This window comes from Streptomyces sp. NPDC051636, assembly GCF_044453765.1.
GTDB lineage: Bacteria > Actinomycetota > Actinomycetes > Streptomycetales > Streptomycetaceae > Streptomyces.
Window position 1 is genome coordinate 515,248 of the sequence record NZ_JBITDA010000003.1, and the last position, 22,835, is coordinate 538,082.

The window sequence follows — 22,835 nt, forward strand, 5'->3', positions numbered from 1 at the left end:
CCGCAAACGGCCCAGCACACCCTATTCGTCCGGAGATCCGTCCGGAGAAACGGTCCCCTCGTCCTGCGGCTCCCGCGCCCGGACCTCCGCTATTCGGCCAGCTCCTCCAGAAGGCGGGCGGTGGCCAGCCCCGCGCGCAGGTACTCGACGAACAGCTCGTTGTGCAGCGCCCAGGGGGAACGGCGGGCGCGGACGAGCCGGATCGCGTCCTCGGCGGAACGGCCCCGCCGGATCAGCGCGTGCGCGACGACCAGACCCGAGCGGTTGTACCCGTGGTAACAGCGGACGAGGACCTTGCGCCCCGCGTCCAGGGCCTCGTTCACCGCCCGGGCCAGCCGCATCACACCGGCGAGCTGCGTGCCGTCCAGCGGACCGTCGGGAATCGGCCACACGTGGTGCTCGACGTCCGTGTCCGGGCCGTGCCCCGGAAGCCGCAACAGCGTCTGTACGAGATCGAACTCGTCCCGTACGACGGCGAACTCCAGCTGCCCCGAGGCCCCCCGGAACTCGTGCCCGCCCATCCACAGGCCCGGCACGATCTCGCTCCACGGGGTGTCCGGAGCCGGTACGTCGGATTGCCTCCCGCGGGTCCGCAACGGCGCCTCCCCCACTCCGCTCGCCACCGCTGTCAAAGGTAACCGGGTTCTTGCCCCTGGAGCACCCCGCCTGTTCCCATGGTCGAGGGGTGATGGCGCATGAGCGGACTGCGCGTCGTGCCGACCTGGCGGCACGGTCAGGAAAGGCTGTACGTCTGCCGCGCGGACGGCAGCAACATCGCCTGGTACGACCGCGAGGCGGGCCGGGTCAACCTGCTCAGCGAGGAGAGCAGGCAGGACGTGCTGCACGCCCTCCAGCCCTTCCTGACCGGCCCGGTCACCGTGGGCCCGCCACCCGTCCCGACCCCCGCCGAGCTCGCCCGCCTCACGCTCCACCCGGACGACGACCTGGCCCCCAACCGCCCCGGCGAGGCACTGCTGATCGCCCTCGACCGTGACCCGGCACCACCGCACCGCCTCCGCCCCGACCCCCGCCGCCGGGCCCTCGCCGCCGAGCAGGCGGTCGGCGAGGCGCTGGACCGGCTGGACGGCGCGGGCTGGCACGCCCTGCACTCCGTCCCGCTGCCCGGCGGCGACCGTATCCACCACCTGGTGATCGGCCCCGGCGGCCTCTTCGCCGTCCACACCCTCTACGCCCGCCGCCACCGCGTCCACGTGACCGACCTGGTGGTCACCCTCGGCCGCCACGAGCCGCTGCCGCTGCTCCGCCGCGTCCGCGCCGACGCCGACCGGGCGTCGTACGCCCTGACCGCCGAGGTCCGCCCCGTCCTGGTCCTGGTCGGCCCAACGGAGGTGTCGATACCGGTGCCGCCGCGCGAGGTCCGGGTCATCCGGGAGACGGAGGTCGAGGGGCTGGCGCGGCTGGGGGGCGTGCTGAAGCCGGCGGATGTCGAGGCGCTGCACGCGATGGCCCGGGACCGGGGGACGTGGACACGACAGCTCTGAACTTGTCCTCGAACACCGGACGGGCCGGCTGACGCGGACCGGCGCTCACCAGTCGCCGTGGCCGGCGTCGCCGGGGGCACTCGTGCGGCCGGGGGTGCCGTCAAGCCCGCGCAGCTGCGGGCAGTCGCGCCTCCACCAGTGCCTCAAGGGCGCCTCAAGGGCCCGGGGGGACCCCCGGGCGGCACGGGTGGGCGCGGCGCGGCACCCGGCGAGCGCGGGTGAGCGACACCCCCGCGGTCACGGCAACGGACGGGCACGTCGTGCGTCCAGCACCGGAGCCAACAGGTCCCCGAAGTCCTGCAACCGCGGTGCGATGTCCTCGACCCGGAACGCGAGCTGCTCCGGAAAGCGGCACTCGCCGACCTCCTCCCACGTAACCGGCGCGGAAACCATCGGCTCGGCCCGCGCCCGCACGGTGTACGGCGTCGCCGTCGTCTTCCGCGCGGCGTTCTGGCTCCAGTCGACGAACACCTTCCCCGGCCGCAGACTCCGCGTCATCCGGTGCACCACCAGCCGCGGCATGGCCCGCTCCGCCTCCACCGCCAGCCCCTTGGCGTACTCCGACACCCGCTCCGACGACGCCCCCCGTACCGCCGCCAGCAGATGCAGACCCTTCGACCCGGAGGTCTTCACGTACGCCTCGATCCCGTCCGCCGCCAGCCGCTCCCGCAGCCACAGCGCCACCTCGCAGCAGTGCACCACACTCGCCGGCGGCCCGGGATCGAGGTCGAAGACGAGCCGGTCGGCCTCGCCGGGATCCTGGATCAGCCACTGATGGGTGTGGAACTCCGCGACCAGGTTCGCCGCCCACATCAGCGACGCCAGATCCTGCACCAGCACCATCCGCGCCGGCCCCTCCGACCGCGGCACCTCGGCGGTGGTGACCCAGTCGGGCGTACCCGGCGGCACGTTCTTGCTGAAGAAGACCTGGCCGTCCGGGCCGTCCGGGTAGCGCAGGAAGGACACCGGCCGGTCCCGCAGATGCGGCAGCAGCGCGTCCGCCGTCGTCGCGTAGTAGTGCAGCAGCTCCCCCTTGGTGAAGCCGGCCGCCGGATACAGCACCTTCTCGAGGTTGCTGAGCGCGACCCTCCGCCCCTCCACCTCTGTGATCGGCGTCATACGATGAGAATCCCACGCGGATTACGACAAAACATGACGAAACGGCGGAAAGGTGCTGCACGTGCGATCCATATGGAACGGCGCGATCTCCTTCGGCCTCGTCAGCATCCCGATCAAGCTGGTGAACGCCACCGAGAGCCACTCGATCTCCTTCCGTCAGATCCACGTCGACGACGGCGGCCGCATCCGCTACCGCAAGGTGTGCGAACTGGAGGACCGCGAGGTCAGCCAGGCGGAGATCGGCAAGGGGTACGAGGACGCGGACGGGACGATCATCCCGATCAGCGACGAGGACCTGTCCCACCTGCCGCTCCCGACCGCGAAGACGATCGAGATCGTCGCCTTCGTGCCGGGCGACCGGATCGACCCGCTCCAGATGGACGCCGCGTACTACCTCGCCGCCAGCGGCGCCCCGGCGGCCAAGCCGTACACACTGCTGCGGGAGGCGCTTAAGCGCAGCAACAAGGTCGCCATCGCCAAGTACGCGCTGCGCGGCCGGGAACGGCTGGGCATGCTGCGCGTGGTCGGGGACGCCATCGCCATGCACGGACTCCTCTGGCCGGACGAGGTCCGTGCCCCCGAGGGCGTCGCCCCGGACGTGGACGTCACGGTCCGCGACAAGGAGCTGGACCTGGCGGACGCACTGATGGACACCCTCGGCGAGGTCGACCTCGAGGACCTGCACGACGAGTACCGCGAGGCCCTGGAGGAGGTCATCGCGGCCAAGGCAGCCGGCGAGACCCCGCCGGAGGCTCCCTCCCCGCCCTCCGGCGGCAAGGTGCTCGACCTGATGGCCGCACTGGAGAAGAGCGTACGGGCGGCGAAGGAGTCCCGCGGCGAGGAGGCGGCCGACGTCAGATCCCTCGGCCCCGCCGCCCCCAAGGAGACGGGCGGCAAGAAGACGACGTCCACCGCCAAGAAGACCGCCGCGAAGAAGACGACGGCCCCCGCCCGCAAGTCGACGTCCAAGCCGGCGGCCCAAGCGGAGAAGAAGACGGCGGCAACCAGGACAACCGCGAAGTCCACGGCGAAGTCGACCGCGAAGAAGACGGCGGCGAAGAAGACGACGGCCGAGAAGGCGACGGCCAAGAAGACCCCGGCCAAGAAGACGGCCTCCCGCAAGCGATCCGCCTGACGCCATTGCCTCCACGGGCCCCCTCTGCGGAGGATGCCGGGATCACCCCGGACAACCGGAGGAGACGCCGGTGGCAGGCGCCGGTTCGCCCGAACTGCTGCTGGCCCTGGGCGGCATCGTCGTGCTGGGCGCGTCCGTGCAGTGGCTCACGGGCATGGGCTTCGCCCTCATCGCGGTCCCCCCCCGCTCGCCCTACTCCTGGGCCCCGCCCAGGGGGTGGTGCTCGCCAACTACGCGGCCGGTGTCATCAGCGTCGCGGGCCTGACGGCGGGCTGGAGACGGGTGCGCCTCACCGCGATGATCCCCCTGGTCCTCGCCTCCGCCTGCACTGTCCCCGCGGGCTCCTGGGCGGCCGCCCGACTGCCCGAACCGGTCCTGCTGGCGGGCGTCGGCGTCCTGGTGACCGTGGCGGTGGCCGTCGTCATGGGCGGCACGCGCCTGCCCGCCCTGAACGGCACCAGGGGAGCGGTCACCGCGGGCGCCATGGGCGGCTTCATGAACTCTGCGGCCGGCGTGGGCGGCCCGCCCTACTCCCTGTACGCGGTGAACGCGGGCTGGCCGGTCCGGGAGTTCGTACCGAACGCGCAGTTCTACGGGATCATGGTGAATCTCTTCTCGGTGGCCGCCAACGGACTGCCGAGCCTGACCGGCACGGCCTGGACGGTGACCGCGACCGCGCTCCTCACGGGCGCCACCATCGGCCGCGCCCTCGCCCCGAGGATCCCGGACCACCGGGTCCGGCGCCTCATCCTCACGCTGGCAATGATCGGCGGGCTGTCCGCTCTGCTCAGGGGGATGCAGGGGATACGGGGAATGTGAGGGTCAGCAGCCTGTGGCGGTGACCGCGACGGGCTTCACGTGGCACTCACCGGCGACCCGGGCCCGGACACGCCCTCGTTCTGGACGGGTGAGGTTGTTTCGGTGCCACCGTGCCATTCACACAGCAGCACGGTGGCGTCGTCGTTGAGGTGCCCGTTGTGATGGTCGAGTACGGCGCGGACGAGCCGGCGCAGCGTTTCGGGGGCGGCCAGACCGTCGGCTTGGTGGCGGATGACGAAGTCGACGAAGCGGTCGCGGCCGAACTGGTGGCCTTTGGCGTCGCGCGCTTCGATGATGCCGTCGGTGTACAGCAGAAACTGGTCCCCCGGCTCCAACTGTTCCCGGCACAAGGTCCCGGGAAGGCCCAGGTCTGTTCCCAACGGGTGGACCGGGGCGCAGTCGAGGTGGGTGGTCCAGCGCCTGCCGCGGATCAGGACCGGCGGATGGTGGCCGCAGTTGAGCCAGGTCAGCACGCCGGATTCCAGGTCGAGGTCGGCGAGTACCGCGGTCGCGTAGCGGGACTGGCCGAACTGCTTGATCAAAGTGGCCTCGATGGCCTCACGGGCCTCGGGGATGTTGCGGCCCCGGCGTCGCTGGTTGCGGCAGGTGGCCATGGCGAGGTTGGCGGTCAGGCCCGCTGAGGTGTCGTGGCCCATGGCGTCGAAGACCGCCAGGTGGACCGTGTCGCCGGCCAGGGCGTAGTCGAAGGCGTCGCCCGCGGTGGCGTAGGCCGGCTCCATCGCCGCAGCGATGGTCACCCTCTTGTTGGCGAACGTACGCGGCGGCATCAACGTCCACTGCATCTCCGCGGACACCGACATCGGGCTGACCCGGGTGAGGCGGGCGTAGGAGTCGCTGTGGTGACGCTTGGAGACCAGCAACAGGCCCACCAACGACGCCAGGTCCTCCATCGATGCCCGCGTCTGATCATCCGGCTCATGATCCGTTTCGACCCGCAGGACCCCCAGGCGTTCCGTGCCGTCCAGGACGGGCAGCCAGTGCTGGACACGGCCCTCGACGGGCACGGCGTGGGACTGCGCGCTGCGGAAGACCCGGCCCGCCAGCGTGGCGTCGACACGCAACTCCTGCCCGCCGGCTCCGGCGTCCAGGCCCCGCCCGGTCGCTTCCCGCAGCACCATCTCCTGGAGATCGGCCAAGTAGAAGCGCGCCCGGTGCAACCCGGCCCCGCCCGCGTGCCGAGCCACCAGGTCGGGCAGCTCCTCGAACGCGGACAGGTGGCTGGCCCGCAAAAGAGCGTGCAGCATGCGGGCGCAGTCCTCGAGCGAATCCATGCCGGTCACCTGTCGAACGGACGGAAGGCCGTAACCAATGTCACGACCAGCGTACGACCCGGACTGCGGACCGCCGGTGCCCCGGCACGGTCGTACCTGACGCAGACGGACAGTCCCTCGAGGTGCGGCATGATCAGCGGGCACCCCGCTCGCCCCAGGACCACGGCTGCCGCCGTTCCGCCTTCCCGGACTTCTTCCCGATCGCTCTCCGTCCTCCGGACCGGAGGTCAGGAACGTCGGGCATGGCATCGACGGCGTATGTGTGCCCGTACGCGCAGGTCTTATGGATGGAAGTGCCCAAGGGGATTGTGCCGTTGTTCGTCGATGGTGCCGGCCCCGAGACTTCGCGTCGCGTAGAGGGACATGGCCGTTCACCGCTCCGCGACCTGGTACCGCGGCTGTCGGTGTTCCCGGACCCGGCAACGTGGAATGTACGGATCAGAGATCTGGCGGACATCGTTGCTCCTTCCGCCGGGCGACGCGGACCTGCTGCGTGCCGAACTGAGCCGCTGCTGCTGCCCTCGGAGGAGGGTGCCGCGGCGTACCGGTACGAGCTGAGTCAGTCCTGAGCAATCCCGCCGGTTGAATGCGGGACCCTGCGCGTCCGGACCCTACGCGCGTTTCGACTCAGCGCCCGCACCTTGAGCCTCCACGCCCTCGTCTTGCCGGCAGCCACTCGAATCACACCTTTGTAGTACGAATCAAGGTGTCCTCCGGTAGCATCCCTGCTCGGTGATCCACTTGGCGGGAGGGGGCTCAATGCACTTCGAAGTGCGCGATTTCTTTGGGGCGGAAGAATTCTTCGAGTATGAAGGGAGGCAGGAGTGGGGGGAAATAGAGGACGTCATCTCCAGGATCGACTTGCAGTTGCAGCCGAGCGGTCAGGAGGGATTGAATGGGCAGGCCATCTTTGACCCGAAGGCCACTAACAAAATTCTCACCGAGAATGCCGCGAAATATGGGTGGAGCAAGATTGCCGTTCCCGAACCTCTGAGGGCGTTCGGGAATGACTGGGATGCGGGTAAGAACTCCGTTCTGGCGGAGTGGCAGTTTTCCAACTACCCGTTCCTGTGGAACAACATCAACCGAAGTCAAGTGGTCGCAGGCAACGGTTGGACTCTCGCGGGCATGAATTCGAGGCCCAAGGCGCTGATCATCGTCACAAAGAGCGGATGCCTTCCAGCCTCACAAAGTACTTTGTACTTCGAGCAGGCAACAGCGCAAATGGAAGCCGTGTTCAGCGCTCTTGAACTGGATCTGGCAATCCGGCTTGTCGGGCTGAAGATCCCTGCAAACTCCACCAGAATCACAGCCTCGTGGAATGTTTACTCGGGCCGGACTTCGAGAAGTGTCATCTCGGTCGAAAGCAGAGTTTTTCGAGTGGCTTGGCGCCAGCGTACGCGAGTGGGAGGGAATCTGGCGGCCATCACTCCATTGGAATGAAGCTTCAGTAGACCTCGTGGGTGGGTCCGTCACGAGGGTCCACCCACAGTTGTCTAGAAGAGCCCCACAGGCTCCGAGTCGCTTTCCGCCGGCTGCTGCTTGGGCAACTTCGGAAGCCCATCGGATTCGCCGCGAATCCGCTCACCAAAGGCGGTTTCCTCGCTTTCCAGCCTTTTGTCAAGCTCGACGAGGTGGTGTGCCTCGTCAAACATGCGAGACTTACCCCGCTCTGTAGGCTTCTTCCCTACCTGTACCTGGAACCGGAATTTCTCCACAGGCTCGCCCGTGCGCTCAGCGTAGTCCCTCAACGTTTTCAGGTTGGGGAAAACTCCTTCAGAGTCAGGCTCGCCCGAAAGCCTTTGCAGGGCAATGGAATGGTATTGCGGGTCCAGTTCCGCACCGAAAAAATTGCGCCCGTGGTCGCGTGCCACCACAGCAACCGTTCCCACACCCATGTAGGGGTCCAGAACCGTATCGCCCGGCTTGGTGGTCGACAGGAGCATGCGAGCCACCATGTCCTCGGGGAACTGAGCGGGATGGATCGTCTGCTCCTCGTGGTTGTGCTTTACATTTTGGAACAGCCAGATGTCGCCCGGATTCTTGCCGAGGGGATTGCAGGTGAGTTGACCTTTGTTGTCCCCTCTCCACGATTTCTTGTTCTGATACTTCTGGGGAACTCGGATCTCGTCGAGGAAGAACTTGTACTCCTCCCCCTTCGAGAACCAAAGGATCGTCTCGTGTCGCGCAGAGAACTTGTTCTTGGCGTGGAGGCCGTGAGGGCGAACCCAAACAATCCGGTTCCGCGGAATCATTCCAAATTCCTCGAGAATCGGAAAGAACTTGACGTCGAGCGGGATGTGCATCCCCTTGTCCGCGTAGACCCCTACTTGCCAGAAGATCGATCCTGTGTCCTTCAGGACGCGATGGCATTCACGGAGCACTTCACGCTGGGTTGCGAGATACTCGTCCAACTGCTTGCGTGATTCGTACGATTTCCCAATGTTGTACGGAGGAGAGGAGATGATGGTGTCGACGGTTCCGGAAGGGATGTTGGACAGCCCTTCAAGGCAGTCGCCCAGGTAAATCTCATTCAGCTGAAGCAATTCCCACTCCTCGTCTGGCGTCCTCGGAGCCCCACCGGCGCGTCGATGAGGGCATTGTAGGACAGTGTCACCTTGGGTGTACTCGAATCTCTGAGGTAACGTAGCCCACAAGCTGTGGACAGAGCGCAGCGCGAATATCGGTGTATTCCTCGCTGTCTTGGAGGGCCGATGACGTGCAGCGGAGCGGGATGGTTGCCCCTCAGAGCGTTGACCCTCAGAGTATGGCAACGCCCACGAGTAGCCACCGGCGCCGGCCGGACCGCGGGCCGGAGCCGCTGTCCGCGGAACGGCGGAGGCACTTTCAGATCGAGGTCGCCAGGGCCCATGCCCAGCGCCGCCAGGTCGCTGACGCGGCGTTGACGCAGCTGACAGCCCGTGAGCCGTCGCCCGAGCTGGTGCGGACCCTGCCGATGGTGAACCAACTCGCTGCGGACCTGCTGACCATGGCCCAGCCGCCCTCTGAGGAACTCCGCCCCCTGGCGGCGGAGTTGGTGTCGGCACACCCCGTCGCGTCCAGCGGAGCAGGTGTTGTCCTGCTTCGCGATTACGAGTGACGGCCTCAGCCCATCGGACAGCCGGTTTCCGCAATGTCCTCCACCAGGTCGGCCAGGGTGATCTCTGAGGCCAACGCGCTGACCACACCTTCGGTCAGAGGGCGCGACGAAAAAACGTGACCAACGGCCTCCAGGGCGACCGGGACCCCGTAGTAGTCCTCGGCCCACCGCTGAAAGGCTTCCGGCGAGCGATCGACCAGCAGTAGGAAGAGGTACCCGGCGCCGTCGGTCTTCCGTCGCCCGTCGGGAAAGTCGATCGTCCCTGTCTTCCAGCCGTCGTCTCGCGTCTCTCGCCATATGCACGCAGTGGCGAGAGGCACCCCGGCCTCATCCGGGAACGCTGGCTCATCAACGTACGGCCGGAAGACGCCGGGAACCTCATCGAGCACTCCGGGCCACGGTCCCTCCTCTGGATAGGGGCTCATAGGCGATTCGTGATCGAACCCGCGAACGTAGGCGCCGGCGGCCGAGAAAACGATTGCCTACTCGTCGCCCGATCCGTTCCCCATCGAGGCCATCGACTCCTGCTCGGGCCAGTGGTCATTAAAGGAGTGGCAGCGGTTGGCCCACCCAGGGCTCAGGACGGCCGGGGAACGGCAGTGCTCACGGAGGACGGCTGTCTCGGGCGCTGCCGAGCAACGTCTTGAGCGGTCGCCCGCTCATCAAAGCGCACGCCTCTGACACGGTGATGCCCACGTCCAGGGACCCCGGCACACGGCCGCTCCGAGCGGCATACGCCCGCACATACGCGAAGACCCCGCTCTCAGCGTTTCCGCTGGTGACGGGGTCTGTGGGCACCTCATACAGGGTGCCCCCGGCGGGGAACACGGAGCATGGGGGCGGGTGGAACAGATGGTCGGCGGCGGGCAGCTTGTGATCCAGACGGTTGTCCGATTGAACCGGTAGGCGGTCGGCGCTTGGCTACAGGTTCGAGTCCTGGGCGGGAGCCGTAATCAACGGATGGCCGTTTCAGGCCCGGTGTGACGTGCGGAGGATCGCTCGTCGTGAGGATGCCGGCACGTCTGCCGAAGAGCGTGTCGGGTGACGTGGACCGAGCTTCTTTCCTGGACGCCGGTTTCACGACGACCTGGAACAGGGCTCACCCAGCCCCGGGCTGAGCCGCGCGCTCGCCGAGGTCGGCCTCATCACGCTGACGGGCGGCGGAAGCCATGTCGGCGCCCGAACGTTCACGGCACTGCTGGACGGTGCCAGGAGACCCGTACGGGCCAGCGCGTTCGTGCTGCGGACGGTGTCCTTCCGCCCGGTCGTTCGGACGTCGGCCGCGCACGGTCTGCGCACCACCGTGGATGTCTCGCGTACCCATCCGCAGCGACTCTTCGCCGACGAGCGGGAACGGCAGTATGCGATCGCTTCGGTACGGGCGCTGGGCGGCGATCCTGCCGGGCGCGAGGAGGCCGGTCGCTTCCACACCCTGCACGACGAGTCCCGGCTCGATCCGGCCCGATGGGGAGCGTTGAGATCGCTGTCCTGCTGAAGGCCCCTGAGCCCGTCCCGCGAGGCGACTGCCGGTTCCTCCTGCCTGTGTGGCATCGGTTGGGCTGCAGGGGCGGTGGACGCGGCGCGGGGCGAGGCCCGTGGGTGCGATCGCACGTGCCGGGCCTGCGCCTCCGTGCAACTCTGCGCCGGAGCAGCCGTGATGGTCATCTGCTCATCCAGTCGGGCCTCCAGGCAATAATCTGCTTGTTCGTAGCTCGTCTTGTCTCCGCCGGTACAGGAGGGGATGTTGACCGGATTGGACCCCGCATCAGCGTTACGGCAACGACTTGACGCCGCCTTGGCTGCCGAGGACGCTTCTGCTCTGACCGCCCCGGACGCACTCGCCGCGGCCGCGGCTTCGGCCCGGACGGTTCTTGCCGGTCTGCCGGGAGCGGCAGGCTCGGTGGACCAGCGGCCGCGGCCCGGCGACGGCGATCCGCTGACGCCGCAGTCGGCGGCGGCTCTGCACCTGCTGGGCCTCTTCCACTGGTATCGGTACCTCGGAAGCGCTGACGACGACGGCGACCATCTCGATCGGGCGTCCGCGGCCTGGTGTTTTGCCGCCCTCGGCGAGCGGGCCGGGCTGGCGGTGCCCGAGGCCGCCCTGCCCGACGTCGCCTCCGTCCGGGCCTCGCGCGGACCGTCACCGGATCCGCCACCGGCACCCGAAGCCGATGTGGTGACGGCCTTACGGGCCCACCTCTCCGTCCTCGTCGCGGAACTCGACCGCCACCAAGACCGGCGGCTCCTGGAAGGCTTCCTGCGCACCCTGTACGCCTTGGCCGATCACCCCGTGACACGGCAGGGATCCGACCAGGACGACGTCATGAACGATCTGGGCAAGGCCGTGCTGCTCGCCGCCGAGCTCAACCTTGACGGCCGACGGGACCTCGGTGTGGAGATATTCCGGGAGATGCTTCTGCGTCCCGGCGGCGACCCCCTGCTGCGCGCCCGCTACCGCTTGATCCTCGCGCGGGCTCTGCAGGCACGCGTGTCCCGCGTCGGTGACTCTACCCTCATACCGGCTGCGGTTGAGGAAGCCGAGCTCGCCGACGCCTTCTTGAGCACGGCCGAGGACCGGTACCTGCGCTATCTGGCGGCGACCACGCTCGGTGCCGTACTGCTGCGCCGATACGAGCGTTTCGACGTCCACTCCGACATCGTCGACGCGGTCGCGGCCCTCGCGCGGGCGGTGGACACCGCTGCGGGCACCGATCACCACGCCGCTGCCCTGTCCAACTACGCCCATGCGCAGCGGCTCGTGAACCCTGGCTCGGACGCCGAGCTGTCCAAGGCGGTCGACGCCGCCCGCGAGTCGGTGCGGATCGGCCCGACCAGCGGCCGGGGCCGGCTCCGGTTCCTGGCAGTACTGACCAACGCCCTGCGGATGCGCTACGACGTGTCCCGCCGCGTTCAGGACCTCGACGATGCGATTGCCTTCGGCCGGGAGTGCGTCGAGGGCAGCCGACCGGAGATCCCCGACGACCCCGTCTTCCGAATCGACCTGGCGAACACGTTGCAGTACAAGGCCGAGATCGCCGAGGATCCGCAGCGCTTCCGGCAGGAGGCCGCCGCGCTCCTGAAGGAAGTGGTCGCTGCCTCCGCCGGGCAGCTCAAGGTACGGCTGACCGCCGCCCGCGCCCTGGGGCGGCTCGCCGCTGAGGAGAAGAACTGGCCGGCCTCCCAGGACGCCTATCGCAAGGCTCTGAAGATCCGCGGGGCCATGAGCCAGACCCACCTCGAACCAGCCGACCGCGAGCACGCGCTGACCCTTTTCGAGGACCTGGTCACCGACGCCGCCGCGGCGGCGATCGAATTCCGCAGTCCCGAGGACGCGGTCGAGCGGCTGGAGGAAGGCCGCGGGATCCTGCTGGCCCAGATGGCCGACGACTGGGATCTGGACGCCCTCGACCGCTGCCACCCCGGCCTGGCGGAGGACCTTCGGGCCGAGGACCGCCGGCGGCACGAAGCCGGCCTGCCCGGGGACCCCGACGACTGGGACGGCAAGGACGCGCAGTCCACGAAGCGCGCGAAGAACACCGCCGTACTCGAGAGCGTCCAGAGGCTCCCCGGCTTCGAGTCCTTCCGCTCACCCGCCCCGGCGGGTACCTCAGCGGTCCCGGATCCCGACCCCACAGTGCTGGTCAACGTAAGCGACCACCGCTCCGACGCCCTCATCATCCGTACCACGGGAGGCAAGGACCACGTCGAGGAGGTGCCACTGCCCGGAGTCACGCCCAAGGCGGTGGACGAGCAGGTGGCCCTGTGGTGGGACGACGACGAGGCCGGTCGGTCCGACCGTCTCGCGGGGGTCCAGGAGTGGTTGTGGGGGCACGTCGTCGGGCCCGTCCTGGCCCGCCTTGGATACGGGGACCCGAAGACGCCGCGGACGTCGTGCTGGCCTCGGCTCCACTGGTGTCCGACCGGCCGCCTGACCCTGCTCCCTCTGCACGCCGCCCTCGACCCCGCCACGGGGGCGTGCGCGATCGACCGGGTCGTCTCCTCGTACACTCCCACGCTGCGCATGCTGCGCCAGGCACGCCGGCGGGCAGACGAGAGCGCACGTATGGACGGAGAGTCGGGCGGGTCCATCACCATCGTCGCGATGCGGGACACGCCGGGACAACGCCCTCTCAAGGCCACCGGGCGGGCAGCCATCGGCATCGCCGCCGCGTACGGCGTCCAGCCCCTGGTCGACAAGTCCGCCGAAGCCGACGGGGTCGCAGAAGAACTCGGCCGGAACGCCTGGGCCGTCATCACGGCCCACACCGACGCGACCGCAGACAACCCCAGCGGCTCCGGACTCCTCCTCCACGACGCGCGGCTGAGCGTCTCAGAGATCAGGGCGCGCCGATTCGGCAGCGGGCGTGTCGGGTGCCTGCTGCTCACCTGCCACGGCGGCTTTGCGGGCCACCGGTTCGTCAACGAGGTCGCCCACCTGGGGGCGGCCTTCCAGGTCGCGGGCTTCCCCCACGTGGTGAGCTCGCTCATGCCCGCACGGGATCACATCGCGGCAGGCGTCGCGCGGCGCCTGTTCACCCCGGGGACGGCTGGTACCCGGCCCTTGAACCGGATCGACCCCGCGTTGGCCCTCCACGACGCCGTGCGCGAGGTCCGGCAAACCGTACCGCGCGCCCCTCAGCTCTGGGCCACGTATGTCCACTTCGGCCCGACGCGGCCCGCCACACCTGAGCCCGCGGATTCCGAAGCCCGTTGAAGTCCTCCGAAGGAGACGCACCTTGCCTGATGACGACCGGTCCGCCGCCTGGGACGCGCTGCATGTCGAAGTCCTGTCCTTCATGCACGCTCCCGACGAGTGGGACCGGCTGAGCGCCGCTGCATGGTCTCGCGTGAACGAGGAGATCCACAGCCTGGCGTCCGCCTTCAAGGAGGGCGCGCTGGCCGACGCCCAGGACGCGTACGCGCGCCTGCTGCAGCTCACGTCCCCGCCCATGGCCCGGCCCGCTCTGGCCCAAGACCCCGAACCCGAGCAGCTCACCGAGGCACCCGCGGACACCCTCGCGCTGGTCGGCACCTTCATCAAGGACGTGTCCGCCCAACCACCCGGTAGCGCACAGCACCTGCCGGAACATGCTCACGGCCTCGGTGACTGACCCGGTGGCCGACCTTGTGCTGCACAGCCGGGCGCTCCTCGTCCTGGCCGTCGCCGATCCCGAGGACCCGCAGGCGGTCGACGCGGTGCGGCAGCTCTGGGAGAACAGCGAGCACTTCGCCATGCACGCCCCGCTGGCGCGCTGGCACCTCAACAGCTCCTTCCCGACCCAGGAGGAACTCTCCGAGGAGCTCGCCCGCACCCGCGGTGGCGGGACGCTGTTGATACGGGCACGTGAACGCCCCCGGGCACCGGACACCGGCAGGCCCTCCGTGTACCAGTCGTTCCTGTTCGTCGAGCACGATCTGCTGGGGGTCATGGCCATGCTGGCCCCCGGCGAGGACGAGACCGACTGCTGGGAGGACCTGGACAGGCAGTGGTCCGAACACCTCGGGCACTTCTCCGCCGAACGGCTGCTCGGCCTGCACCACGTCTATACGGCACTCGCCGACGCCCGGACTTCCCGGTCCGCAGGCTCCCCGGACGGGGACGGCGCTCTGGCGTCCGAAGGCGCCGTCACGGCCGCCGCCGCCCTCTTGGCCCGGGACATCCCCGGCCTGCGGAACGGGCCCTGGCAACGGCGATGGCAGCGCACGGCTGAGGGACTGCTGGTGTGGCATCCCGAACCGGGTCGGCCGGGCCGGGCCCCGGCACGGGACCGCCGTATCGCCGCGCTCGCCGCAACAGAGGCCGAGGACCTGTTGGACGAGTGGCTCTGGCAGCCCCCCGACCGGCACACGCTGGCGCCGTTCGTGCGGTACCTGGTGCACGCGGGGAAGATGAGCCGCCAGATGGCCGCCTATCTCGAAGGCCGCGACGTCGGCGAACTCCGGCGCCTGCTGGCCGCACAGTGCGACCAGCTCGCCGGACTGCACCGGCAGTTCATCGAGAACGACTCCGCCGTGCTCTTCGAGGCACTGCTGCGTTCCCAGGCCCTGCTGAAGAACCTGCAAGTCGGCGAGACCGGCCTGGTCCGCACCCTGACCCTGCGCCGGTCGGCGCTGCGCACCGTGGAGATCGCGCTCCACTCCATGGAAGAGGCCGTCGCAATGCCCGCCGAAGTCAGGCCCCACTGCATGTTCGACGCCGACCGGCGCGCAGGCACCCGCTTCCGGCGCATCGTGGAGGACGACTGTGCTTATCTGAGCGACCTCCGGGAGCAGGTGAGTGAGATCGTCCGGATCACCGAGACGACGATCGTCAGCCGGCTCAACCAGCGCGAGCAGAGGCTGGCCCTGCTGCAGACGGCGTTCCTCGGAGCGCTGCTGATGGGGCTGGCGGCCGTACAGGCACTCACCTATCACGTCCCGGCCCCCGGCTATCTGCAGACCCCGCTGATCGCCTTTCTCTCCGTCCTCGCCCTGGCGGTGCCGCTGGCCGCCTCCCGCGCGGCGGCGGGCCGCACGGCGCCGCCGCCCGCGCCCGGACCGCTCGCCGACATCGACGGGGCAGTCGGCCTCATCCTGGGTGCCACGAGCGGCTGGCTGCTCATCACCGCGCTGCGGACGGTCACCGCCTCCGGGCCGGCGCCCCCGTGGCTGTCCCTGACGGGCGCGGCGGTGGCCGCCACGGCGGTCGCGGCTGCCGGACGGTACCGCCGACGGCCACATGAAGCACGCCGGCGGGGCGCACCATGACGCGCGTCTCCGAGGTCGGTCACGCGAGCGGCGCCGCCGCCGGCAGGCCGGTTGCCGCTCCCGGGGCAAGGACACCGCACGCCCGAACCTCGTGATGGGCGCCAACGCTCAGGTGTGCCGGAGGACGTTCGTCAACCACCCGCCTACGCAGAAAGCCGGCGCACCACGTCTGCCGTCCGTCACCTCGTACGTTGAGTGAGCTCAGCGAGGACACCGCCCGGGTCTGGCGGGAGTACTTGGAGCTGTGCGAGCCGGAGAGCGTGGATCCGGTGCGGGCCACGCAGGCCCATATCGCACCGAGCACAGGATGACCAGGCGGGGCATGGAATGGCTGTCTGCAGCGGCGGACAACCCGGTCGAGGGCCAGCAGATTTGGGCGGACGACCCACGGATGCCCGTACTGCTCCCGACCGGGCGCTTCTTCGACGTCTTGAGCGTGGACCAGCGCCTCGGATTGGAGATGTACGACCGGCTCTTTCGCAGTGGGATGCCGTTCGGGCCGACCGTCGTCGACCGCAAGGCGCAGCGAGTCGGATTCTTCCTCAACTCTCGGAGCCGCGAGTCCTTCACGTACTACCTCGAACACGAAACCTCGACTCCTCCGACGTACCGGTACCTCGACGCGGGTTCCGCCGTAGTCGTTCCCGGCCCCATCCCGAGTCTGGAACAGCTCGTAACCTGTACCGGTGCTGATCTATGGCGAACTGACGGGCGCTGAACGAGAGTTGTGGGACGCATTTCCCGAGGGGCGTTTGGTGGATCTGCGCACTGGGACGCCTGAGCGCGACGATCCCGACATGGGGGCCCGCTGGGAACCCGAGCGCACGGTCCGCGCCGCGGTCGTGTCTGCGCTTCTGCTGGGTGCCAACACGGCGGGGTCCGCCGGCGTCGCTTCCCTGCACCTCGCTGGCGCACGGATCACTGGCTGCCTCGACCTGGCCGGTGCGGAGATCAGCCACGCTTTCTGGCTGAAGGAATGCTGGTTCGAACATGCAGTCAGCTTCTATGGAGCGTCGTCGCGAACGATCCGGATCACGGACAGCTATGTCCCCGGAGTGGATGCCGGACTGGCCCGGATCGAGGGGCATCTCGATCTGAACGGGTCCGTAATGGAATCGGGCCGTCTTTCGCTCATCAACGCCCACGTGGCTGGCGAGCTGGACCTGAACGGGGCGCAGATATCAGCGTCCGGGGACTGGGCGGTGTTCGCAGGAGGCCTGGTCATGGGCGGCGGCGTCTTCTGTCAGAAGGGCTTCATCGCGCGTGGCGGGATACGACTGCTGGGTGCTGAGTTGCCTGGTGGCCTGTTCATGCAGGGGGCACGGTTGGAGAACCCTGGGGGCGTGGCGCTGGCCGCGGACAACATGGCAGCCACGGTGGCGGACCTGTCCCAGGGGTTCAGCGCGGTAGGGACCATACGGCTGCGCGGAGCCCGGATTTCGGACCTGCTGACGTTCGAGGATGCGATTCTCAGTGCCGAGGGCGACAGCGCACTCGTCGGCATACGCATGCAGGCGGAGGACTTCGACTTCACAACCGCCGCACCGCCCGTCGGAGTGGTGGACCTGCGGGCGGCCCAGGTCGCGTATCTGCGTGATGGTGAGCGAAGTTGGCCGGACGAGGTGCTGCTGGAGGGCTTCACCTACGGTTCCATCCTGCCCGACGAGACGTCCCGGCGGGACGACGTGGCCCAGCGGCTGGCGTGGATTCGCCGGTCCCCGGGTTATGCGCCTCAGCCGTACGAGCAGCTGGCGGGCTGGTACCGATCCGTGGGCCACGACGGCGATGCCCGCCGCGTGCTCCTGGAGAAGCAGCGCCACCGCCGTCGTTCCCTGCATCCAGCCGGGCGCGCGTGGGGGTATCTTCTCGATGCCACCGTCGGGTACGGCTATCGCCCCTGGCTCGCCGGCCTCTGGCTGGCTGCGCTCTCGCTCCTCGGCACTGAGGTGTTCAGCACTCACACGCCGATCCAGACAAAGCCTGGGGAAGGCGCGCCGTTCAATGCGTTCATCTACACCGTCGACTTGCTATTCCCTATCGGCGACTTCGGACAGCGCGGCGCATGGCATTGGACAGGAGTAGCACAGTGGCTGTCTTACCTACTGATCGCCGTCGGCTGGCTCCTCACCACAACTGTCGTCGCTGGTGTATCCCGCACGCTGACCAGGAACTGACAGGGCCCGAGCGCTCACGCACACCGTGATCTTCGTGAGCTCTCAACCACGACGATAAGTCAGCCACGCCGGCGGGTTCGCTGATCAGGCGCACGTGGGTCTCGCTGCACCCCCACCGGCCCAGCCACGCTACCGGCTTGTGTCGTCGACCAGAGCAACCTGTGACGGCCTGGCCGTGACCATGCCACTGGAGCACCCAGCTTGGGAAGCTGCGATCACCTGGGGCCGGTTGGGGCGCTGACCTGGGCGAACGAACGGACTGGAGCCTCGTCGGGCCCACTGGCTTTCACTGTGATTCCCCGCTGTTCCCCGCTTGATCTGGTGCGCTTGTGGTGCAGTCCGCACGGCGTCGAGGTCATGCTCGGGGGTGCGTTGTCAGTGGGCATGGCTAAGGTCTCAGACGCGGGGCCGGCTTCCGAGGTGTCCAGCTCCGTAGAGCAGTTGCATCCCCGGCTCTGTCTGGGGCGGCCCGGGTACGGCCCGGGACCTTCTATGGGCGGGGTACGGGAGTTGGATTGTTCCGGACGGGCTGTGGGAGATCGCCGAGCCGCTGATCCCACCTTCGAAGGTGCGGCCGCAGGGCGGCGGAACGCAGGACACGCCTGACGAGACGCTGTTCGCGGCGATCATCTACGTGCTGGTCAGCGGTTGTGCCTGGCGGGCTCTGACGCCGTGTTTCGGGATATCGAAGTCGACCGCGCACCGCCGGTTCCTGGTGTGGTCACGGGCCGGGGTGTGGGGCCGGCTGCATGAGGCGGTGCTGCACCGTCTCGATGACGCCGACCTCATCGACGTCTCGCGCGTGGTCCTCGACTCCGCTCACGTGCGGGCTAAAAAGGGGGCGAACTCACAGGTCCGAGCCCCGTGGACCGGGGTAAGTCGGGTTCCAAGATGCACATCCTGTCGGACGCGAACGGACTGCCTCTGGTCGTCGGTGTCTCGGCCGCCAACACCCACGACAGCGAGGGGCTGAAGCCCATGGTCGAGGCGCATCGGCGTGCGCATCGCCCGCAAAGGCATCGAGTCCAGCGAACGGCTGGGTCGCCGAAGGTGGGTGATCGAGCGGACGATCTCGTGGCTGTCCGGCTACCGCCGACTCAGTCCCCGCTACGAACGCAATCCCCGCAACTACCTGGCCTTTCTCGGCCTGGCCGCAGCCCTGTGCTGCTACAAGCGACTCGTCCGCCTCACCACATAGGACACCGTCTAAGGAGAGACCTGCCAGCGCCGGCCGCGCACCGAGCAGAGCGCCGCCGCGAAAGCAGACGCACGCTTTCCAAGTGTGTTGGTGGGGTGGTGGGCTGTGTGCAGGGGCGTTCACCTGGGTTCATGCGCGGTCGGCCGCCGAGGCGGGGTCCGCTCTCGGTCCGCTTGGAACAGTCGTGAATGGGGCTGAATGAGACGGAAACTGAGACGGTCCGGCTCGCTAGTTCCTCAGTGTGCGATGAGTGAGGCTCAAGGAGCCGTCCGCCCGTTACCTTGATCCACATGGCGAGTCAGATCATCACCTTGGTTGGCGTCCTGCTGGGCGCGGTCACGTCGTTCTTCGCTACGACCCTGGCTGAGCGAGCCAAGTTCCGGCAAGCCTTGGCCACACGGTGGGATGAGCGCAAACTCGACACCTACGTGGAGTACGTCTCCTGCGTCAAGGAAGCGGCACGGGCCGCCGGGCGGGTACTCGAAGCCCGTGAGCAGGGCGATGACCCGTCCGAGACGCTCGCGGAGATGGAGGCGGCAGAGACCCGACGCTCGGTCCTCTTCGAAGGGCTTGTCCTGCTGGCGGAGGACGCGGCTTCCGAGGCGGCAGCGACGGCCAATGAGCGCCTTTGGGCCTTGCTGAAGTGCGCTCGCGAACCAGCTGGCGTGCCCGCTGCCCGCCGTAATGAGCTTGGTCCTGCGCTCATTGACGCGTTGAACAGCCTCCACAAGGCAGCACGAGCGGACCTGACGATAGGCAAGTCCTGGAGCGCGGGACGCTGAGATGATCCGGTTTCCGGAGGCCATGAGCTTGGGAAGCTAAGGGCATCTAGAGCTTGCTCCGGACCTGACCTGCAGCGGAGCACTGCTGACGCCCGCCGAGTGGTCGACTCGTTCCCTGGTGTTCACCGTGGTTCCCCGCACGATCTGGCACGGGTCTGGCACGGACCTCTTCGTCCCGAACTACGAGAGAAGGCCGTTCAAGTCACCCGACCTTGCTCAGAGCGTCGCATGGTCTGGCGATGGCTGTCGCGTCTCCCTGCTGCACACAGTGGCCGCCGTGTCACAATTTGAACACCTTACCTTCACGTTGCCTTCACGGCAGTGATCATGTGTACATCACACACGCCTGGGCGACCATGCTCTACCGCACCGCACCGCACCGCACCGCACTCACTGCACTGGTACTGGTAACTCCGGCTTCGCTTACCGCCTGCGGTGGCAACGACACTAAGCCCACCGCCGAGGCGAAGCCGACGCCGACGTTGCGAAGGAAGACAAGTTCCTTGACGCCGTGCACCTCACGTCCTGGCAGAGTTGGCAGGAGACTCAGCCGGCAGACGGGGAGCTCATCGAGTTCCCACAGATGTGGTGCGACGGGCTTGCCGAGGGTCACAGTGTCGCGTTCCTCTTCAGCGAGGGCGGTCTGTACCCATCGGGCGGGGACTGGGGTACGAGAAAGCCCGAGGCGAACGAGCTCTTGCTGATGGGCGTGAAGGCCTACTGCCCAGACAAGGTGGACGAGGTAACCCAGGAGCTGCGGGACGACGGTGAGTACTAGCCAGGGTGCGCCGCTCCTCCAAGAGGGGGCACCCCACTCCCTCTCGGGATGCCAACAACTAGGCAAGCGGCTCCGGAGGCCGCTTGACTCTCAGGCCACGTTGCTGGTCACGGTCTCACAGATGCTTGGTTGGCTATAGCTCGTCCACAGATAGTCCACAGCGCCCTGACCGTCGCTCTACGGATCCGCGAGCCGTTTGGAGTGGTCGAGGGCGCGCGGACCTACGTGAGCCGGCATCTGGACAAGGGCCGTGGCTTCCGCTGATGATCATTCATGCCCCCGCCAGTGACTCTGCCCAAGCGTCGGCCGGCTTAAGCTGCAGCAACTGCATTGGATGCGTTGAACTGAATTCGCACAGCAGGTGTGGCGTCACCCAGCGTGGCCACCTTAAGTGCCTGGCGCACTTTCCGCTTGAAGAGCACCTTCGCCCCTTCAGGGGTGGGTGAGGTGAGATACATGACCACATCGAATGTCTGGTCATAGCGCGATGCCGCAAAGTGCACGCCGGTACCCCCTGTCGCCCTCTCCAGGGCGTCCAGTAGTCGGCTTGCGAAAGAATCGAACTGTTGACCGGTCAACGTCGAGCCCGCGAGCGTTCCATGTGCGGCCTGCCTGTATGCCTTCGGCATGGCTCTCCTCTTGAGCTACCAGCATGGAACCGTCTGACGCAGGAAACGGCGGTGGCGGCGAACGTCTCGTCGACTCCAATGAGGATACGCGACGCTCCAGTGTCCACCAGGGCAAGCGCAGGCCATCAGGATGCGCGGCGGGACCCTCCCATTCTCATGCTTGATCGTCCATCCGCGCTGCTCCTTGGCCTCCTGGAGCAGGCGCGTCAGGGCGCTATCCATCGTTGCTCCAATCGCTCAACCAAGGTCGCCGCACACCTACCCCTGAAGTCCGATTGGTGACATTTAGTTACCTATGTTCCCATGATGTCATGCCAGGCGTCCGACGGCCACCGATCACCGCCCGGACTCGACGCTGGGCGGCGATGTCCTTGAGGGGTGCCCTAGTAGCCCTTGTAATCGCAGCGTTCTTCAAGTGGATCTGGCCGCTGTTCTGGTGGACGCCACTGGACGAAGCGCTGTGGAAGGAGTTGACAGAGGGTGAAAAGGCGACCGCCTTGGGGCAATGGCGGCTGGCATTCGTTCAAGCTCTGGCGGCTGTTGGGGCTCTTATCGCCCTGTCGTACACCGCACGCACCTACGCGCTCTCTCGCCGCGGTCAGTTCACCGAACGTTTCGCCAAAGCCTTGGAACGGCTGGCCTCTGATGATGAGTTGTACCTACGCATTGGCGGAATCCACGCTCTTGAACATGTTTCATTTGATTCCGCTGCTCACCACGACAACGTCGTCGAGGTGCTCACCGACTTCATCTTCAGCCGCACAAGCGAAAGGGAAGGTTGCATTCGGTGGTCCATCACGTGGGCGCCCCGGCTCGTAAGTCGCCAAAAGATTGCCTCTGATGTCCAGGCAGCTCTTACCGCCCTCGGCCGGCGCCGGCGTCCGCGGCGCAACATGCTGGATTTCAAGGGGTTCGACCTGCGAGACGCCGATCTCACTTCCTTGAATCTAAAACGGGCGGACCTGTCAGCAGCCGTTCTGCGTCGGTCCTTTCTGACCAGGGCACAACTTCAGCGCTCGTCTTTGGTTCGGGCTGAGTTGCATTACGCGAGGCTCTCTGAAGCGCGACTGTCATGGGCAAACCTGACCGAGGCTCGGCTGCCGCGGGCCTCGCTTATCAAGGCGCGGATGAGGTGGGCTCGCCTATCTGAAGCACATCTGCAGCGCGCAAATTTGACCCACGCCAGATTGGAGTTTGCGCAATTGAGTGACTCACAGCTCGACCATGCAGATCTGACCAAAGCCAGGATGCACTTCGCAGATATCAGAGGAGCTCAATTGCAAAACAGTGGACTGAGTGGAGCACGGCTCACATTTGCAGATCTGAGAGGCGCAAACCTCAGCGATGCAACAGGGGTGACGGCTAGCCAGCTTCGGTGGGCTCGAGTTGATCACCGCACGACGCTTCCCACACACCTGATTTGGGATGGGCTCTACTGGACAACGGTACGCGACAGATGAACGCCTCCATAGTCGCCGCAGGCGAGAGAAAGATGAAGGGCACGCGCGGCGTGCCGCTTTCGTCCCGCTGATTGCTTCACTGCGAGCGACCTCTTTTGCT

General features: G+C 67.5%; 18 protein-coding genes and 3 pseudogenes. 15 read left to right on the top strand and 6 right to left on the bottom strand.

The window, feature by feature from the left end:
* Positions 1-89 precede the first annotated feature (89 nt).
* Positions 90-596, bottom strand: coding sequence for a dual specificity protein phosphatase family protein (locus ACIBBH_RS09400; protein ID WP_399403665.1), 507 nt, complete (start codon positions 594-596; stop codon positions 90-92).
* Between the two features lie 99 nt (positions 597-695).
* Between ACIBBH_RS09400 and ACIBBH_RS09405 the strand changes: the two genes are divergently transcribed.
* Positions 696-1,502: a nuclease-related domain-containing protein gene (locus ACIBBH_RS09405; RefSeq protein WP_399403583.1), complete on the top strand. Its 807-nt coding sequence runs from the start codon at positions 696-698 to the stop codon at positions 1,500-1,502.
* A gap of 237 nt (positions 1,503-1,739) precedes the next feature.
* Here ACIBBH_RS09405 and ligD read toward each other — a convergent pair whose 3' ends face one another.
* Positions 1,740-2,621, bottom strand: a complete 882-nt coding sequence (gene ligD, locus ACIBBH_RS09410; RefSeq protein WP_399403585.1) for a non-homologous end-joining DNA ligase — start codon at positions 2,619-2,621, stop codon at positions 1,740-1,742.
* Positions 2,622-2,682: 61 nt separating this feature from the next.
* Here ligD and ACIBBH_RS09415 point away from each other — a divergent pair, with 61 nt between their 5' ends.
* Complete coding sequence (locus ACIBBH_RS09415) at positions 2,683-3,756, top strand: Ku protein (RefSeq protein ID WP_399403587.1); 1,074 nt, start codon at positions 2,683-2,685, stop codon at positions 3,754-3,756.
* Positions 3,757-3,910: 154 nt separating this feature from the next.
* Positions 3,911-4,575: pseudogene (locus ACIBBH_RS09420) on the top strand (TSUP family transporter).
* 35 nt (positions 4,576-4,610) lie between these two features.
* On the opposite strand, the gene ACIBBH_RS09425 reads toward ACIBBH_RS09420, so the two are convergent.
* On the bottom strand, positions 4,611-5,867 hold the full coding sequence (locus ACIBBH_RS09425; protein WP_399403589.1) for a PP2C family protein-serine/threonine phosphatase: 1,257 nt from the start codon (positions 5,865-5,867) through the stop codon (positions 4,611-4,613).
* Positions 5,868-6,626: 759 nt separating this feature from the next.
* On the opposite strand from ACIBBH_RS09425, the gene ACIBBH_RS09430 reads away from it, so the two are divergent.
* Positions 6,627-7,310, top strand: a complete 684-nt coding sequence (locus tag ACIBBH_RS09430; RefSeq protein ID WP_399403591.1) for a hypothetical protein — start codon at positions 6,627-6,629, stop codon at positions 7,308-7,310.
* A gap of 53 nt (positions 7,311-7,363) precedes the next feature.
* Here ACIBBH_RS09430 and ACIBBH_RS09435 read toward each other — a convergent pair whose 3' ends face one another.
* Complete coding sequence (locus ACIBBH_RS09435) at positions 7,364-8,413, bottom strand: DNA-methyltransferase (protein ID WP_399403593.1); 1,050 nt, start codon at positions 8,411-8,413, stop codon at positions 7,364-7,366.
* Positions 8,414-8,634: 221 nt separating this feature from the next.
* Between ACIBBH_RS09435 and ACIBBH_RS09440 the strand changes: the two genes are divergently transcribed.
* The gene (locus tag ACIBBH_RS09440; RefSeq protein ID WP_399403595.1) at positions 8,635-8,967 is read left to right on the top strand and encodes a hypothetical protein; all 333 of its coding nucleotides are present in this window, start codon (positions 8,635-8,637) and stop codon (positions 8,965-8,967) included.
* Between the two features lie 5 nt (positions 8,968-8,972).
* On the opposite strand, the pseudogene ACIBBH_RS09445 reads toward ACIBBH_RS09440, so the two are convergent.
* Positions 8,973-9,640 (bottom strand): annotated as a pseudogene (locus ACIBBH_RS09445) (hypothetical protein).
* Between the two features lie 576 nt (positions 9,641-10,216).
* Between ACIBBH_RS09445 and ACIBBH_RS09450 the strand changes: the two are divergent.
* From ACIBBH_RS09450 to ACIBBH_RS09490, 9 genes and pseudogenes are all read left to right on the top strand, one after another.
* A complete protein-coding gene (locus ACIBBH_RS09450) occupies positions 10,217-10,462 on the top strand; it encodes a hypothetical protein (RefSeq protein WP_399403597.1) in 246 nt (81 codons plus the stop codon).
* Between the two features lie 405 nt (positions 10,463-10,867).
* On the top strand, positions 10,868-13,681 hold the full coding sequence (locus ACIBBH_RS09455) for a CHAT domain-containing protein (RefSeq protein WP_399403599.1): 2,814 nt from the start codon (positions 10,868-10,870) through the stop codon (positions 13,679-13,681).
* Positions 13,682-13,703: 22 nt separating this feature from the next.
* Positions 13,704-14,078, top strand: coding sequence for a hypothetical protein (locus tag ACIBBH_RS09460; RefSeq protein ID WP_399403601.1), 375 nt, complete (start codon positions 13,704-13,706; stop codon positions 14,076-14,078).
* A complete protein-coding gene (locus ACIBBH_RS09465; RefSeq protein WP_399403603.1) occupies positions 14,071-15,714 on the top strand; it encodes a CATRA conflict system CASPASE/TPR repeat-associated protein in 1,644 nt (547 codons plus the stop codon). Before ACIBBH_RS09460 ends, ACIBBH_RS09465 begins: the two co-directional genes overlap by 8 nt.
* Before the next feature lie 322 nt (positions 15,715-16,036).
* Complete coding sequence (locus ACIBBH_RS09470; RefSeq protein ID WP_399403605.1) at positions 16,037-16,432, top strand: hypothetical protein; 396 nt, start codon at positions 16,037-16,039, stop codon at positions 16,430-16,432.
* On the top strand, positions 16,401-17,888 hold the full coding sequence (locus ACIBBH_RS09475; RefSeq protein ID WP_399403606.1) for an oxidoreductase: 1,488 nt from the start codon (positions 16,401-16,403) through the stop codon (positions 17,886-17,888). Before ACIBBH_RS09470 ends, ACIBBH_RS09475 begins: the two co-directional genes overlap by 32 nt.
* Before the next feature lie 514 nt (positions 17,889-18,402).
* A pseudogene (locus ACIBBH_RS09480) lies at positions 18,403-19,086 on the top strand (IS5 family transposase).
* A 290-nt stretch (positions 19,087-19,376) separates the two neighbouring features.
* Complete coding sequence (locus tag ACIBBH_RS09485) at positions 19,377-19,868, top strand: hypothetical protein (RefSeq protein WP_399403608.1); 492 nt, start codon at positions 19,377-19,379, stop codon at positions 19,866-19,868.
* 511 nt (positions 19,869-20,379) lie between these two features.
* Entirely contained in the window at positions 20,380-20,646 is a 267-nt protein-coding gene (locus ACIBBH_RS09490) for a hypothetical protein (protein WP_399403610.1), read from the top strand.
* Positions 20,647-20,957: 311 nt separating this feature from the next.
* Here the strand turns inward: ACIBBH_RS09490 and ACIBBH_RS09495 are convergent, their stop codons facing one another.
* The gene (locus ACIBBH_RS09495) at positions 20,958-21,275 is read right to left on the bottom strand and encodes a hypothetical protein (protein WP_399403612.1); all 318 of its coding nucleotides are present in this window, start codon (positions 21,273-21,275) and stop codon (positions 20,958-20,960) included.
* A 365-nt stretch (positions 21,276-21,640) separates the two neighbouring features.
* On the opposite strand from ACIBBH_RS09495, the gene ACIBBH_RS09500 reads away from it, so the two are divergent.
* Positions 21,641-22,735: a pentapeptide repeat-containing protein gene (locus tag ACIBBH_RS09500; protein ID WP_399403614.1), complete on the top strand. Its 1,095-nt coding sequence runs from the start codon at positions 21,641-21,643 to the stop codon at positions 22,733-22,735.
* The last annotated feature ends 100 nt before the right edge of the window (positions 22,736-22,835 follow it).

Excerpts from the sequence above, each read along its gene's own strand:
- ACIBBH_RS09500 (WP_399403614.1), top strand. The coding sequence starts at position 21,641 with ATGTCCTTGAGGGGTGCCCTAGTAGCCCTTGTAATCGCAGCGTTCTTC.
- ACIBBH_RS09470 (WP_399403605.1), top strand. The coding sequence starts at position 16,037 with ATGGAATGGCTGTCTGCAGCGGCGGACAACCCGGTCGAGGGCCAGCAG.
- ACIBBH_RS09440 (WP_399403595.1), top strand. The coding sequence starts at position 8,635 with ATGGCAACGCCCACGAGTAGCCACCGGCGCCGGCCGGACCGCGGGCCG.
- ligD (WP_399403585.1), bottom strand. The coding sequence starts at position 2,621 with ATGACGCCGATCACAGAGGTGGAGGGGCGGAGGGTCGCGCTCAGCAAC.
- ACIBBH_RS09485 (WP_399403608.1), top strand. The coding sequence starts at position 19,377 with ATGGCGAGTCAGATCATCACCTTGGTTGGCGTCCTGCTGGGCGCGGTC.
- ACIBBH_RS09430 (WP_399403591.1), top strand. The coding sequence starts at position 6,627 with ATGCACTTCGAAGTGCGCGATTTCTTTGGGGCGGAAGAATTCTTCGAG.
- ACIBBH_RS09405 (WP_399403583.1), top strand. The coding sequence starts at position 696 with ATGAGCGGACTGCGCGTCGTGCCGACCTGGCGGCACGGTCAGGAAAGG.
- ACIBBH_RS09495 (WP_399403612.1), bottom strand. The coding sequence starts at position 21,275 with ATGCCGAAGGCATACAGGCAGGCCGCACATGGAACGCTCGCGGGCTCG.
- ACIBBH_RS09425 (WP_399403589.1), bottom strand. The coding sequence starts at position 5,867 with ATGGATTCGCTCGAGGACTGCGCCCGCATGCTGCACGCTCTTTTGCGG.